Source organism: Labilibaculum filiforme, assembly GCF_002843315.1.
GTDB lineage: Bacteria > Bacteroidota > Bacteroidia > Bacteroidales > Marinifilaceae > Labilibaculum > Labilibaculum filiforme.
The window spans coordinates 30,253-44,666 of the sequence record NZ_MVDD01000013.1 but is presented as its reverse complement, the minus strand read 5'-3'; the positions used below and the strand labels follow the sequence as shown (position 1 = coordinate 44,666).

At 35.1% G+C, this 14,414-nt stretch carries 8 protein-coding genes; 4 read left to right on the top strand and 4 right to left on the bottom strand.

The features are described 5' to 3' along the window. Nucleotides 1–21: 21 nt before the first annotated feature. Nucleotides 22–675: a PQLLE family protein gene (locus tag BZG02_RS15345; protein ID WP_101262326.1), complete on the bottom strand. Its 654-nt coding sequence runs from the start codon at nt 673–675 to the stop codon at nt 22–24. Nucleotides 676–1,691: 1,016 nt separating this feature from the next. Between BZG02_RS15345 and BZG02_RS15335 the strand changes: the two genes are divergently transcribed. From BZG02_RS15335 to BZG02_RS15325, 3 genes are all read left to right on the top strand, one after another. Continuing rightward, entirely contained in the window at nt 1,692–4,910 is a 3,219-nt protein-coding gene (locus BZG02_RS15335; protein ID WP_101262324.1) for a protein NO VEIN domain-containing protein, read from the top strand. 153 nt (nt 4,911–5,063) lie between these two features. After that, complete coding sequence (locus tag BZG02_RS15330) at nt 5,064–5,546, top strand: hypothetical protein (RefSeq protein WP_101262323.1); 483 nt, start codon at nt 5,064–5,066, stop codon at nt 5,544–5,546. Between the two features lie 990 nt (nt 5,547–6,536). Next, nucleotides 6,537–7,436: a YkgJ family cysteine cluster protein gene (locus tag BZG02_RS15325; protein WP_218972258.1), complete on the top strand. Its 900-nt coding sequence runs from the start codon at nt 6,537–6,539 to the stop codon at nt 7,434–7,436. Nucleotides 7,437–7,646: 210 nt separating this feature from the next. Here BZG02_RS15325 and BZG02_RS15320 read toward each other — a convergent pair whose 3' ends face one another. Then, nucleotides 7,647–8,948, bottom strand: coding sequence for a M18 family aminopeptidase (locus BZG02_RS15320; RefSeq protein ID WP_101262322.1), 1,302 nt, complete (start codon nt 8,946–8,948; stop codon nt 7,647–7,649). Between the two features lie 310 nt (nt 8,949–9,258). Between BZG02_RS15320 and BZG02_RS15315 the strand changes: the two genes are divergently transcribed. Then, nucleotides 9,259–10,569, top strand: coding sequence for an exonuclease domain-containing protein (locus BZG02_RS15315; RefSeq protein ID WP_101262321.1), 1,311 nt, complete (start codon nt 9,259–9,261; stop codon nt 10,567–10,569). 530 nt (nt 10,570–11,099) lie between these two features. Here BZG02_RS15315 and BZG02_RS15305 read toward each other — a convergent pair. Next, the gene (locus tag BZG02_RS15305; RefSeq protein WP_101262319.1) at nt 11,100–12,899 is read right to left on the bottom strand and encodes a prenyltransferase/squalene oxidase repeat-containing protein; all 1,800 of its coding nucleotides are present in this window, start codon (nt 12,897–12,899) and stop codon (nt 11,100–11,102) included. 228 nt (nt 12,900–13,127) lie between these two features. After that, nucleotides 13,128–14,111, bottom strand: a complete 984-nt coding sequence (locus BZG02_RS15300; protein ID WP_101262318.1) for a prenyltransferase/squalene oxidase repeat-containing protein — start codon at nt 14,109–14,111, stop codon at nt 13,128–13,130. Nucleotides 14,112–14,414 lie beyond the last annotated feature (303 nt).

Genomic DNA, 14,414 nt, shown 5'->3' with positions numbered 1-14,414 from the left:
CTATTTTTATACTATTGGAACTTAGCTTTTCACCAAAACACCTAACACTTCGAGGCGTTGCGGCGTGTCGTAAAAGGCAAGTTTTGCAAGGATATCAAAATCATCCATCCAATCGCTCAATTCGTTTAAAGCTGCATTCTTTAATTCGGTTGTCGCCTGCGACTCTCCCATTTCTTTGTCGAAATTAGATCGAAGAACCAGCAGCGTATCGAGTGCTGCCAGACAGTCTGCAGCAAGCTCAGGAGTCAACTTAATTACTGCAAGTTTTGCTTGAATAACTGCATTGCCTGCAATTGTCGTATAAAACAATTTCATCAGGTCGAAATACTCGTTGTATTGACCCGGCAAATGCCCTTTTATACCCAATTCTATTAAGACATCAGGATCTTTTGTGCAAAGAATGCGGGTTAAATCGCGGTGCCTTTTAAACTTCGCAGTCACCTCATTATACTTTCTGCTGTAGGTGTTCGAAGCAAGACTTGTTTCTGCCCCTTCTTTTGCATTTAATTCCCAAATGCTTTTGGCTTTGTTATACACCGCCCAACCTTCGGCAAATTTTGCATCATCGATACCAAAAGCGAGCAAAGCAGCTTTAATATCGGGGTGAGATTCGGCATTGCTTAAGGCAATACGCGTGCGTTCTAAAAATTTAGATTCAGATCTAATAAAAGTCATTACTTTATCAATTTAAATTTGTTTACGTTTAATTAATTTCCCGATGAAACTACATATTTATAATTAAATAAGAAAGTATTTAAACAACATAAAATTAAATTATTTCTTCAGTACAAAATAGATCAATCTATACTATTATAGTAAAAGCAAGGGGTGCCGACTAAAATTAACCTTATAACTAGCAGGGAGATTCTTTAAAATCGGAATGCCCTCATTAGCAGTCGAAATAAATATTGAAAAGACAAGAATGGCTTCTGTGAATCAAAAATGGATGCTGCAAGTGTAAAAATGCATTCTGCAGACCAGAAATGAGTTCTGCAGACCAAAAAATGGACATTGCAAGTATAAAAATAGGCTCTGCAGATCAAAAATGGACGTTGCAAGTGCAGAAATGTGCTCTGCAGATCAAAAATGGGCTCTGCAGACCAAAAATAGGCTCTGCAGCAGTAAAAACGGGCATTTTTAGTCCGGAAATAATTATGTATAAATATTCTTCTGCTATAAATTACCCCTACTTCTGCTTTTTTTACCTCAACTTATGTAGAGCAGTTCTTTTTTAGTTCTGCAAATTTATTTCCCTGTACAATTACTACTATTTAGTACATTTATTACTTACATTTAGTACACTTTAGTAAAAAGTAGTACTTCCTTATTGGCATTGGAGTATTTTACAGCTTAAAATAGGAAGTTATGGAGTAATGGCTATTGGTTGTAGCACAAGAGAAATAAGAAATGCCCCTCCCCTTTTTTGTACTGCGCCACCAATTCAAAAAGCCATATTTTAAAGCATTAGGTGTAAAGCTGCAAGTTGGCACATTTGACAGCTTGAATCTTTGTTTCGATTTACTACTTTAGTAAGGCTTTTACCGATGCTGTTTTATAAACTTATTGTAATAGGTGTACATTACCACCCAATATGGGTCGGTAAATACACTTTTTTAAAAAATATAAACGAAATAAAGCCCATTGCTTTATTTAGGAGTTATGCCCAATGTTAAAAAACCGAAGAAACAAAAATGACAGAATCCAGAAATAGAGAATTAGCAATATCTGCAACGAGCAAAATATATGAAAAAGTAAATGATGCTCTTCGAAAACGAGATACAGACAAAAGGTGGTTTTGGGAGCTTCTTCAAAACGCAAAAGACACTGTTGTATTCAAAAAAGGTGAAGTAACAAACCTTAATCATCCCGACAAAAAGGTTGATGTTAAATTGACTTTTTCAAGTAATGGAAATGGTGAGAAATATTTAAAATTTGAACACAATGGGAATCCATTCAAATACAGTAATCATATGTACAAATATGATGACCCAAAATGTCTATTGCTTTCCGATTCTGGGAAAATTGAAGAAGACGAAACACAGCGTGAAGATATAACGGGTCAATTTGGAACAGGATTTTTATCAACACACATATTATCCCTTAGAATTTTGGTTGAAGGGATTTTTCTTGACAAGCAACATAATTATAATAGTTTTAAATTTGAGTTAGACAGGCAATTTCAATCCAAATTACAATTGGCTGAGAAAGTTGAGAAATCCTTAGACCAATATGAGCAAAACTTTTCTTCAATCAATCCAGCCAATGAATTTAAAACATCTTTCACCTACTTTTTAAATGACAACAAAGATGGTTTAGAAGAAGGAATAAAAACTGTCAATAAGGGAATTGCCGAAATTGAAAAATATATTCCTTATGTTTTGTCCTTTTCAAAGGAAATAAGGTCAGTTGAAATATTCATTGGAAACATAACAATAGTGTTTAGTCGAGAACACGATTTACAAAGGCAAGACAAAGTTGTATCAATAGTCAAAATATTAAGAACTGAATCAATTGTAGGAAGTGCTGAAAATTTTGAAAAACCTGAAAACATATTTATTGCTACTATTTCCGATATAGAAAACCACATTGATTTAGCGACTAGGCTTTATCAAACAGATAAAGGCTATGAAATAGCTGAAATAAACAAAGAGTCAGCTATCCTATTTAGCACTTTCCCATTAATTGGTAGTGAAAATTGGCGATTCCCTATTATGTTTAATTGTTCAAAATTTTATCCCGAAACAGAACGAAATGGAATTACTTTATTAGCGGAAAAAGATAATGGAAATAGAAATAGAGTAGAACAAGCAATTCAATTATTTAAGACCCTCACAAAAGACTTTATTGAAAAGAAGTATCTGAATTTAATGTTTCTCGCTGATACTCGATATGATAATTGTCCAATTTGGTGTGATGAAGATTGGTATAAAAAATCTTTAAATGAAATAAGAAATTTCTTATTATCACAAGCAATTGTTTTAAACCACAATAATCAACCTCTTGTACTACAAGATGCTTTATTTCCTAATATAAGGGGAACAGAGAAATTAGATGACTTTTGGGATATATGCTATGGCTTTATTGGTGAAAATATTCCAGACCAAAAAAGTAATCATATATGGAATAAACTATTAAATGTTGAACATAAGCCCTGGACTTCACTAAAATTTGATTTAAAAAGTTTGCTTGAAGAAATCCAAAATTTAGAGAATCTTCAAAATTTAGCAAGAATAAAATTTGAAGAGAATATCGACAAAGCGATTGATTGGCTAAAAAGTGTTTATGAATTTATTATAGTTAAAGCCGAACAAAAAGAACTATTTGATGACTTTGCAATAATCCCAAATCAAGCAGAAACAGGAATTTTCAAAAAGCTGGAACCACTAAGATTTGATGTTAATATTCCAGAAGAATTAAAGGATACTTTAAATCTATTTCAGCAAGACAAAAGAGATGTATTAATACATAAATCACTTGCAATTTTTAAAGAGCATAAACCTTTAAGTGTGGAAGATGTTTCATATTCTATTAATAAGCACATAGTCAATAAAGAAAAAATTGAAACGGAATCTTATAGAAAGGCTATGTTTCTCTTATGCTCTTATTTCACTTCTGAATCTTCTGAAAAGAGAAATAAAATTTATGAATTTGCATTAGACTTTTTCCCTGAAAATACACCATCAGAAAAGAAAACGCTTCAAAATACTTCAGACTTTTCTTGGGATAATGTAAACAAGTGGATAATAAAATCAATTATAACTAAAATTCAAAAATTAGAATCAATTAAAAATCTTCAAGCTCATTTTGAGCATAATAATTTTGATAAAACAGTTATTTGGATTGATTCTTTTATTTCTTTCATTGCCAATTCTGACTTTAAAGACTTGTTAGAGAAAAGTAAAATTATACCAAATCAATATGATGAGTTTTGCTCAACTGAACATCCTCTATTTAATGATATTGATTATATACCTAAAAAACTTAAAGACATATTATATGATTTAAGCAACAAAAAAGAAGACTGGCAATCAATTCTGATAAGAGACGGGATTAGTTTAGATTTAAATAACCCAAAAACACTTAAAGACATTTCAGGAATAATTGATGACTATGTAAAAGAAAATCGTGAAAACCTTGAAAATCCAACAATCAGAAATGCAATTTTATCTTTAGTAAAATGGGTTTCAGATAATAAAGAATCTTTTAAGATGGAAGACCTATTTAAATGGTTTGATGGTAACAAAGCAAAACTTGTTTTAGAAACATTAGATAATGGAAATGATAGAGATAATATTTTTGAAATAATTCAAAGTGGCAAATCAGAAGCATTAGTAAAATTAGCAAAAAACGAAAACTTCACTACTGAAATGATAGTACAAGTTTCAGAGAATATTGAAGAAATAAATGAATACCTAAAATATCAAGATGAATTCAGGTTTTGGCTTAATTCAGTAGAATATCAAAATGATTATCAAGCAAAATCCGAAGAAGAAAGAGAATATAATTTTGAAACAGGTTATATGGGTGAATATTTTGTATTTAAAGAATTAGAAAAAAGCATAAACCAAAATGCTGAAAATATAAAAATAGAGTGGTTAAATAAATCAGATGAAAACAATTATGAAAGAATTTATAATTGGAATGGCTCTAGCATATACATAAACGATTCGGGGCAACAGTATGACATTAAAGTAACAATAGAAGAAACTAAAGAAATATTTATTGAAGTAAAATCAACTGTAACAGACATCTCAAGAAGTGATGAAATTAAATTTCCAATCTCAAAGCGCGAATGGGATTTTATTCGACTAAAAAAATCAAGTGACAAATACTATTTAGCAAGAGTATTTTCAACAAGAGAAAAACCATATTTGCATTTGTTGAGATTTGAAGAAAATATTGATATGTAAAGAAACACAGGGCATAACATCGTATATAAAACATTTGGCAGACAGTGGGTTATGGAGCATTTCAGCTCGTATCAAAATTTGTTATAATTTGACAGGAAAGTGCTTCGAAATGCCAAACGTTTCATATACGTAACCGTTAGCGGTAATTATTCTATGACGCGAAATAACTATAAGAAGGAAGCAAAGAAATCTCTCAAGAAGTCAATAGTAACTTTTGCTCCTATTGCAGGAACTATTGCTATTCTTTTGGGTTTTATAATATTTAAATCCGTTACAGTTTATAATAATTCAAAACTTGTAAATTACGACACTGAATTAAATGGAAAGATTGTGAAAATTTCAGAATATAAAGGTCAGACATTTATTCTATTTAATGGAGAAAGTAAATATTGGAGTATTGATAATAGCTCAAACCATAACTTTGATCCCTCATTTCTCGGGGATTTTTTAATTCTGAATGATACTATCTTAAAAACAACTTGCTCTGATACAATAAGGGTTATTCGAAATAATACAGAATATATTTTTCTAATTGGTGATCGTTTATTGAATAGTAAAGAACATTCCGACACATGGATTAAATTATGGAGAGAACGACGACGGATAGTCAATGAGAAAGGCAGTTGTAAAGAATAACAACCGCTAACAACTAAGCGTTCGTGTGGCAGGAACTGCCCAATAGGTACGGTGGGTTGACGTAACCGGTGACAGAATTCTGACTCTTATGGGGAATGGTGTAAGTGAAAACCTTTTTAGAAAGGGAATTTAATATGGGAAGTTTTTTAAATGCAGTAATTTCAAAGAATAATAGAAAGTTGTAGATCCGTCTACAGCTTTTTTTGTGTTTTAGATTTAGAATAGTTGACAATAAAACATAACTATTCCCTTAAGGTTCTTTAAAGTCGATAACATATCGCCAACAAAATTCTATCTGCAACCCGAACCAATAATCCCGATGGAATAAAATACCAGTCATAGCCTGATAGGTACGGCTTGCTTATAGTCAGGGAATGACGAAATACCGATTCGGATTAAAAAAGCTTCGTGCGTTGCACCTTTTTTTATAATTCAACTTTCAGTCTGTTGTTTTGGGTGAATTCGACATGGAGTTTAGTGATCGGGGGCCTACTTGGCGTAAATTCCCTAAAAGATATTCCTTCTCATTTTATGAAACTTCCATGTATAAAACTTTCTACACACAAGGAAATGATTATTCCGGCATGGTAATCCCGAAAGCTTTCGGGACCATATGGCAACTAAAAAACAATTAATAATCATATGAAACGTCCATGTCAAAGGTGTTTTGACACACAAGGAAATGATTATTCCAGCATGGTAAGTTCCATATGGCAACTAAAAAACAAATAATAATCATATGAAACGTCCATGTCAAAGGTGTTTTGACACACAAGGAAATGATTATTCCAGCATGGTAAGTTCCATATGGCAACTAAAAAACAAATAATAATCATATGAAACGTCCATGTCAAAGGTGTTTTGACACACAAGGAAATGATTATTCCAGCATGGTAAGTTCCATATGGCAACTAAAAAACAAATAATAATCATATGAATTTTAATAGCTTTGTGCTTTCAAAAGCTGTTTTACTACTTATTTAATTAGAAATGGGAAAGCAGGTATCCAATCAAAAATCAAACAAAAGCATGCAAACCAAGCTAGTAAACCTTCAAAATAAATTGTATTTAACTTGCTCACGAACCGGAAATTGTTGCTTTGGAAAAGTGATTTACTTGAATCCATGGGAGTTGTTTCATTTGGCCAAAGAGAAAAAAATTACGCCCAGAGAGTTTCGTGATTTGTACAGCGATTTTGGAGGAATCCGTTTAAAGTTCGACGGGAAAGTAGGTTATAAAGGTTTGCAGGCATGTTCACAATATGTGCCTAATTTTGGTTGCGATGTTCATATGGGGCGTCCGTTGGCCTGTCGTTTGTATCCATTGGGTCGTCAAATACAAAACGAAAAAGTAGAATACATGTATCAGGGAGATAATTTTCCTTGCTTAGATCTTTGTCCCGAAGTAGTTAATTTAGAGCAATTACCAGTTGGCGATTATCTTAATGATCAAAAAACAGCATCTTTTGAAAAAGCTCAGGATGCCTATTTGGAACTAATGCAAAATATTGCTGATATCGCATTTGAATTACTTCTTGAAACAGGCTTGGCTGCATCGGGCGATAAAAAAACATTGCGGATTTGGAGAAAAATGGGAAGTGAACTACCCGAAATGTTGGCGAAACGAATTGGTCAAGAGTGGCTAGATTGTTTGATGATTCCAGATATTTCGGAGGAGAGTCCTATTGCATTTGTTAGCGAGCACAATAATTTAATTTTAACAAAAGCACAAGAAGCGTTTGGAGCAATTCAAACGCATCAGGAATTGCACGAAGCTTCTGTTTTAATGATGGGAGTTGCCTTGCATCTGGCTCGTGGTTTGGGTGCTAATCCAAAAGAGTTATCAGAACTTTGGATTGATATTGCTAAAAACAACGGAGCTAAGGAATAAAATAAGAACCCTAATTAATTATTTGTTAGGTTTATTTCATCTGTGAAAAGCTCATCAGCCATACCAATGCCAATTGGCGCTGGCAATAAAAATTTAACTGTTATTCATCCTCTGAATAATTCATTTTGCCAACAGCCAGAACATGATCGAACAAAAAAAAAGGATGTTACAAATTGGCAACATCCTTTCTATTTATTAATTCGTAAATGCTTACAATCCAAAAAAGTAAGTAAATACTTTACGGATATACACATTATCTTTAACGCCACCCATTTCGCGAACTGAATGCATTGCAAACATTGGATTTCCGATATCTACTGTGCGGATATCAACCTGACCGGTAGAAACATTACCAAGCGTGCTCCCTCCCACTAAATCGGAACGATTCACAAATTTTTGATAAGGAACATCTGCATTCTTACACAAGGTTTCGAATACGGTTCCCGAATCGCCGTCGGTAGTATATTTTTGGTTGGCATGAATTTTAATTGCCGGTCCTTTGTTAATGTACGGACGATTGCTTGGGTCGTGCTTTTCAGGAACATTAGGATGCACGGCATGAGCCATATCTGCCGATATCATAAAGGAATTATAAATTGCTCTGTGAAATGCTTCCATATCTTTTCCCAACTTAAAAACAATACGTTGCAACAAATGACGCAATACGGGCGATCCTGCACCCTGTTTGGTTCCACTTCCAACCTCTTCGTTATCGAAAATAGCCAGTAATTGTGTTTTTTTGCTTCCGCTATTGGCCAGCAATGCTTTTAAACCTGCATGAGCCATTGCTAAATCGTCTAGCTTCGCCGATGAAATAAATTCCTCATTTAATCCCACAATGCATCCTTTTTCCACTTCGAATAAATTAATATCAAAATCGATAATCGCCTCCGCATCAATCTTCAATTCCTCGGCTATTACATTCACCAAACAATTGTCCTTCTCCATCTCATCGGTAATCATGGCCAATAATGGCAACATATCTACCTGTTTGTTTAATGCTACCCCATCGTTCACCGCGCGATTCATGTGAATCGCCAAATTTGGAATCACCATTAAAGGTCGATCAATCTTCACATACAAATGTTCTGGATTCAACGGATCGTTTGATTTTACAGACACTCTACCCGCAATGGAAAGCGGACGATCCATCCAGGTATTCAATATCGGGCCACCATACACTTCGGTGTTTAATTTCAGGTAATTTCCCTCTACTTCGATCTCAGGATTTGGCTTGATCTTAAATCCGGGAGCATCGCTATGCGCGCAGATTAATTGGAAACCTTCCTCCTCAATTTCGCCCGCACCAATTACGAAAGCAAATAATGCCGAACCATTTTTAGTAGTAAAATACTTCCCTCCTTTTTCAAGTCTCCACTCTTCCCGAAGATCTAATTCCTGAAATCCTGCTTCGTTTAATTCTTCACGGATATTATTTACAGCATGGTAAGTACTCGGACTCATCTCAATAAAATCGATTAGTTCCTGTGCTTGTTGTTTGTCGTTATTCATTTTTTTGATATTAGATAGGAGAAACAAGATATTAGATGGATTGACATATCATTAAATTACATTCTTATTTACAGTAATCGCATGAACCATATCAACACCTATCTCCCATTGTTTGCCTTTATTTTTTTAATACGAAATTCAAAACTACATTAATTTTAAGAATTAGGAATAATAAATTAGGAGTTATTAGCGCATTTAAAATAGAACTTCAATTCATAATTAATCATTCACAACTCATAATTCTCTTCATAATTTCTTCAATAATCTTATATTTGTTACCAATCCTAAAAAAACTAAGCAAAATCTACCTATGATAAGCGATTCGATACTGGAACTTTACAAACATCAATTTGCCGTTATTTCACTCGAGACTACGGGTATTTCCCCTCAACATGGCGATCATTTAATCGAATTAGCCATACAAACTGTAAATTGGAACGGCGAACTTCTCGATAGTTATGAAACATTGGTTCATCCGGGAAAGGATATTGAAGGATTTCATATTCATGGAATTACCGATGAAATGGTAAAAAATGCTCCTTCTATTTCCGAAATTGCATCCGATATCTTATCTCGTTTAAATGGAAAAACGCTAGTTGCTCACGATCTCGACTTTGCGATCCGTTTTTTAAAACCAGCACTCGATGGTGCTATTACCGATTTTAAAGGTATCTGCACCTTAAAACTGGCCAATATAGTCGCTCCAGACTCTGGCTTGCGCCGATTAGAGCAAATCTGCTCCTACTACGACATTGATATTGCTGCCCGACATACCGCCAAAGCTGATTCTTTAGCAACTGCAAAGCTTTTCTCTATTCTTAAAAACTTATACAATCAGCAATTTAAGATAGAAGATTTTGTAAGAGATTTTCTTTCTGTAATTCATATCAACGATTGTCCGAAGGAACGGAATTTATTTATTAAGCGAAAAGAGGCAATAAATATTGCCAACATTCAAAAAACCCGACTCTACGATTTAATCAACCGATTAACATCTAATGCCGGCGATTCGGTTCCGGTTCGTCAATATTTAAATGTGCTCGATCGTGCTCTTGCCGACCGTATTCTTAGCGAAAAAGAGATTGTGTCGTTGGTAGAACTAGCTTCCGATTATAGTCTTTCCAAAAATCAGGTAATGGAGATTCATGAGGAATATCTGCGAAAGCTAATTCGTATTTACCTGCTCGATGAGATTTTGACCAATTCCGAAATGGAAGATATTAATTTGGTTTCTGAATTATTGTGTATTCTTCCAAAAGACCTGGAATTGTTAATAGAATACGAGCGAACTAAGATACAGATTACCACTCCCAGCCAACAAAAACAACTAAAATCCTTAAAAGGCAAAAGCGTTTGCTTTTCGGGACATTTAAACTGTAAAATAAACGGGGAACGAATTAATCGAGAATTGGCGCAACAATTAATAAAAGAGCGCGGTTTAATTGTAAAACGAGTTGTTTCTAAAAATGTAGATTACCTAATTACTGCCCAAGTGGATTCTTTCTCGGGGAAAGGCCGCAAAAATCAAAAAGCCATGGAATATCATGTAAATGTGATGGAAGAAAAAATATTTTGGGAAATGATTGGAGTAACTGTGGATTGTAATGAGGAGAAAGGTTAAAGGAGAAAGGAAAAAGGAGAAAGGGGAAAGTCAAAAAAAAATGTTCTCTCATAAAGATTCTCAGGAAAATAATTGCTCCTGCAAATTTGTAATTTGCAGGTTTCGAGGACAGGGATTTGTAATCCCGACAAGAGCAATATCCAAACCGAAATTAAAAATTCCATTCTCGATTACCCCAGATTACAAATCTGGGACAGCTTATCTAATTTAGATTAGAAAATATCTTATAACAGTATACCCTTCCGCATGTCGGCTCCGCGAAAACTTTCAGGATTCCCTCTAAAGTAAAGATTTCAGTTTAAAGTAGAATATCAAAGAATTAGCTGCAAATAAGGATCTCCCTTTTCAGGGGAGATGTCCGAAGGACAGAGGGGTGAGTTCTACGAAAACTTCTAGATACCAAATAGTATTTCCAAACAAATCAGACCTTGACAGGTTGAAAAAACGCTGTCTTTTCAACCATGCTCCTGCAAATTTGTAATTTGCAGGTTTCGAGGACAGGGATTAAAAATCTGGGACAGCATTGCAAATTAATTAGTCATTACTAATTCCGGATTCTTAACTGTTTTCAACACTTCTTTTAGTGCTGAGCTGGCAAATACCAATGGATACATATCTTCGTAATACCAAAGCGATGCGAAGTACAATCCAATTGGTGTGGCTTTAATTTCTGATAAATCTTTGGGTAAGTTTTGCTGCAGCCAATTTATTCCCGCACTTATTTGTTCCCAATTATCGGTACCACTCAAGGCTCTAATTGCCAGTGAAGTTTCTTCAATTGTAGAGATTAAAGAAGCATTTCCACCCCATCCACCATCTTGATTCTGAGTAGATAGAAGAAAATCTACCGCTTTAACTTTCACTTCTCCTAAGCCGAAGATACACATTGACTCAATGCACGTTAAGGAATACAAAACAATGGAAGTTCCATATACCGGATTGTGATGTTTTGCATCATCTTCGTTCCCAAACCACAGTGGTAACCAAGAACCATCCTCTTGCTGTGTTGATTTGATGTATCTCCAAGATTTCCGGAACCAAGAATGAACTTTTGCTCTTAATTCCAGATTCATTTCCTTTCCCCAAAGGCTCAATGCTTTCATGGCATGAGCAGTAATATCCGGACAAGAGCAATCGAAAGGTAATTTTCCCCAGCCTTTGCAGAATGTAGGCATTCCGCCATCGGAATTTTGCAATTTCAGCAACCAATTAATTCCATTTTCTGCCACTTTCGTTGGTATCTCGCGATAGTTCTTAAGGCGATGCAAAGCAATTAATGCACCAGAAGTATCATCTGCATCAGGCACTCCTCCTTGCAAATGAGTCCAAGCCCAACCTCCTGGCTGTGCTTTGGTAAAAGGATGTACTATTTTTAATTGCTGATCGAGTAAACTATTCACCGTTTTCTCTATTCCCGGCAAGTCTGCTACATTCTCATCACCTAAGGCATTTACCGACAAGGAAGTCACCCAAGTGGCCAAATGCGTATCTATCGGCCAGCTTCCATCCTCACGAATCGATTCACTTATGAAATTAGATGCTTTAGAGCAAACCTCCAAGTCTTTCTCGCCAGATCCTACCAAACTCATGAGAACGAATCCGGTGAGCGGTGTTGCCTCTAAAAAGCCACCATTGTCAGGTTGTTTTTCTGCCAGCACCTTCAGTACTTTTGCTTTTACCGATTTATTTAATCGTGCTATTGGCTTGCTGTTTTTTGTATTTACTGATTTTACCAAACCAATGGCTATTAAAGCCGGAATGGCATAACTCACCACCGAAAGATTTAGTAATTTGAACAAACGATCCGGAAAAACTGCCATCTGAAAAGGCAGTTGTGGCACTAAATCCCAGCCTTTATCTCCCAATCTGCCCGATAGAGCACACATGGCCAAAATAGGAACCGAAAAAGTCTGGTCTTTCTGATAATGATTTAAAATCGCAGTACTTATGGATACCGGATCCAATTTTTTTAATTGATCAGTCAGCCAATTTTCGGCATGACGAATGCAATCGACGTAGTTAGAGTCCTCTTTTACAATCGATAAGCAAGCCCAAGTAAGAAGCGTTGTACTTAAATTACTTTTACTGCGAATGGTATCGCCCCAAGCTCCATCCAAATTGGAATTATTCACCAACCATTTTAATCCGCTCTTAATTTGAGTATCGTATTTTTTAGAGTCATATTTCCACAAGGCAAAAACTGCAATTGCTGTTGATAAGGCACTACTAGACAGTCTGCCATCCCAATATCCTTCCTCATTCCGAAGGGAGATGATGTGATCATCTAATTTCTGTTTAAGGGATTGTATGTTGTCGTAGTTTGGTGTCATTTTTCAAATAAATATCAAGTAATAAGAACCTCTTCAAATTCAACAGATTCCTCGGGATGATAATGAAATCCGCAACTCATAACTCATAACTCATAACTCATAACTCATAACTCATAACTCATAACTCATAAGTGTATCATCCTGAACGAAGTGAAGGATCTCTTCTATTTAAACAGATCCCTCGGTTCCTCGGGATGACAATGAAATCCGCAACTCATAACTCATAACTTAAGAAAGTACTCCCAAGCCTAAAAGCGCATAGTAGGTATATTCTACATCGCAGGTCATATCGGCAATACTGCCAAAAAATCCTCCAGACGTATCCCAGTGCAGATTGATGAAATTTACGGAATTTTCAGCAAAACTCTGCATATTTTCTCCAGAGAGCTGCAAGGCAAGCAATGCTGTAGCAGTAGATAACAGGTCCGCAATAGGAACACCTTCAGCCGCTTTAAAACCTCCGCGTTTGGTGTGCATTTGCTTCAGCCACGCTACTGTTTTCTCATTTTCATTTACATCTCCAGCAACACTCATAATTAATCCTGCTGCTGTTGAAGAAATCACGCCATCTATGCTATTTTCCACATTCGCGAATGATCCGTTAGTAGCTTGTAATGATCTATTTGCATCAGCAATCTCATCCAAAACTTCTTGCTCGGTTTCTAAGTCCTGATAAAGTGTCCACATCAAGTAATTGGCATAAATAGTAGAATTTACAGCACCTTTTTGGTTGTGATTGTAACCTCCATCTTGCGCTACAAATTCTTCTACCTCCCACAATAATTCGGAGCAATTCATTTTTACCGTTTTTACCACTTTCCCAAGTACAATATCTTTTGCAAAACTGATACTTAGAAATTTAGATGCTGGCAATCTAGATTTTTGCCTCCAATCGATTAATTGCAACAAAAAATCGCATCGCACCAAACATATGGAATGCACGAAATCCAATTTTTCGCTCTGTTTTAAATTTTTCAGGTATTTCTGCTCCTTGACTACATCTAGTTTAAGATTTAAAATTAAAGCGAGCGTATATCCAAAAACAGAATAATACAGATCTGTATTTCCTGCGCGATCGATAAAACCACCGTATTCACTTTTCTGGGAGCTTAAAAATGATTTAATATGATTTAATGCGTCCTCACTTAGTACTTCTGTTGATTTTAAAAGTGCGTTGAGTATGGATTGATTACAATTGATATTTTTCTTCAAGATAAATAGTTCGTTTTAAATTATAAACTTTCAGCATTTTTTCTAATTCTTATAAACAGACTGATAATTATTTAGATTTTCGCCTCTCTTTTTCATTATCCTCAAGCCGGACGGGCTTTTACTTTTTATTGCCAAAAAGTAAACAAAAGGCCACGGAGGGCATCCTCGACTACCCTTTACGAGTTAAAAATCGAAATAAAAGAAACTCGCTACGCTCTAACAGTCTTTTATTCTTAACGATTTTTTCCTCTAAGGGACCCAGTCTCCGGACTAAATTCCGAAACTCTACTAATTAATCATTTG

Coding starts and splice junctions, on each gene's coding strand:
- BZG02_RS15315 (WP_101262321.1), top strand. CDS start 9,259: ATGATAAGCGATTCGATACTGGAACTTTACAAACATCAATTTGCCGTT.
- BZG02_RS15335 (WP_101262324.1), top strand. CDS start 1,692: ATGACAGAATCCAGAAATAGAGAATTAGCAATATCTGCAACGAGCAAA.
- BZG02_RS15320 (WP_101262322.1), bottom strand. CDS start 8,948: ATGAATAACGACAAACAACAAGCACAGGAACTAATCGATTTTATTGAG.
- BZG02_RS15325 (WP_218972258.1), top strand. CDS start 6,537: ATGGGAAAGCAGGTATCCAATCAAAAATCAAACAAAAGCATGCAAACC.
- BZG02_RS15330 (WP_101262323.1), top strand. CDS start 5,064: ATGACGCGAAATAACTATAAGAAGGAAGCAAAGAAATCTCTCAAGAAG.
- BZG02_RS15345 (WP_101262326.1), bottom strand. CDS start 675: ATGACTTTTATTAGATCTGAATCTAAATTTTTAGAACGCACGCGTATT.
- BZG02_RS15305 (WP_101262319.1), bottom strand. CDS start 12,899: ATGACACCAAACTACGACAACATACAATCCCTTAAACAGAAATTAGAT.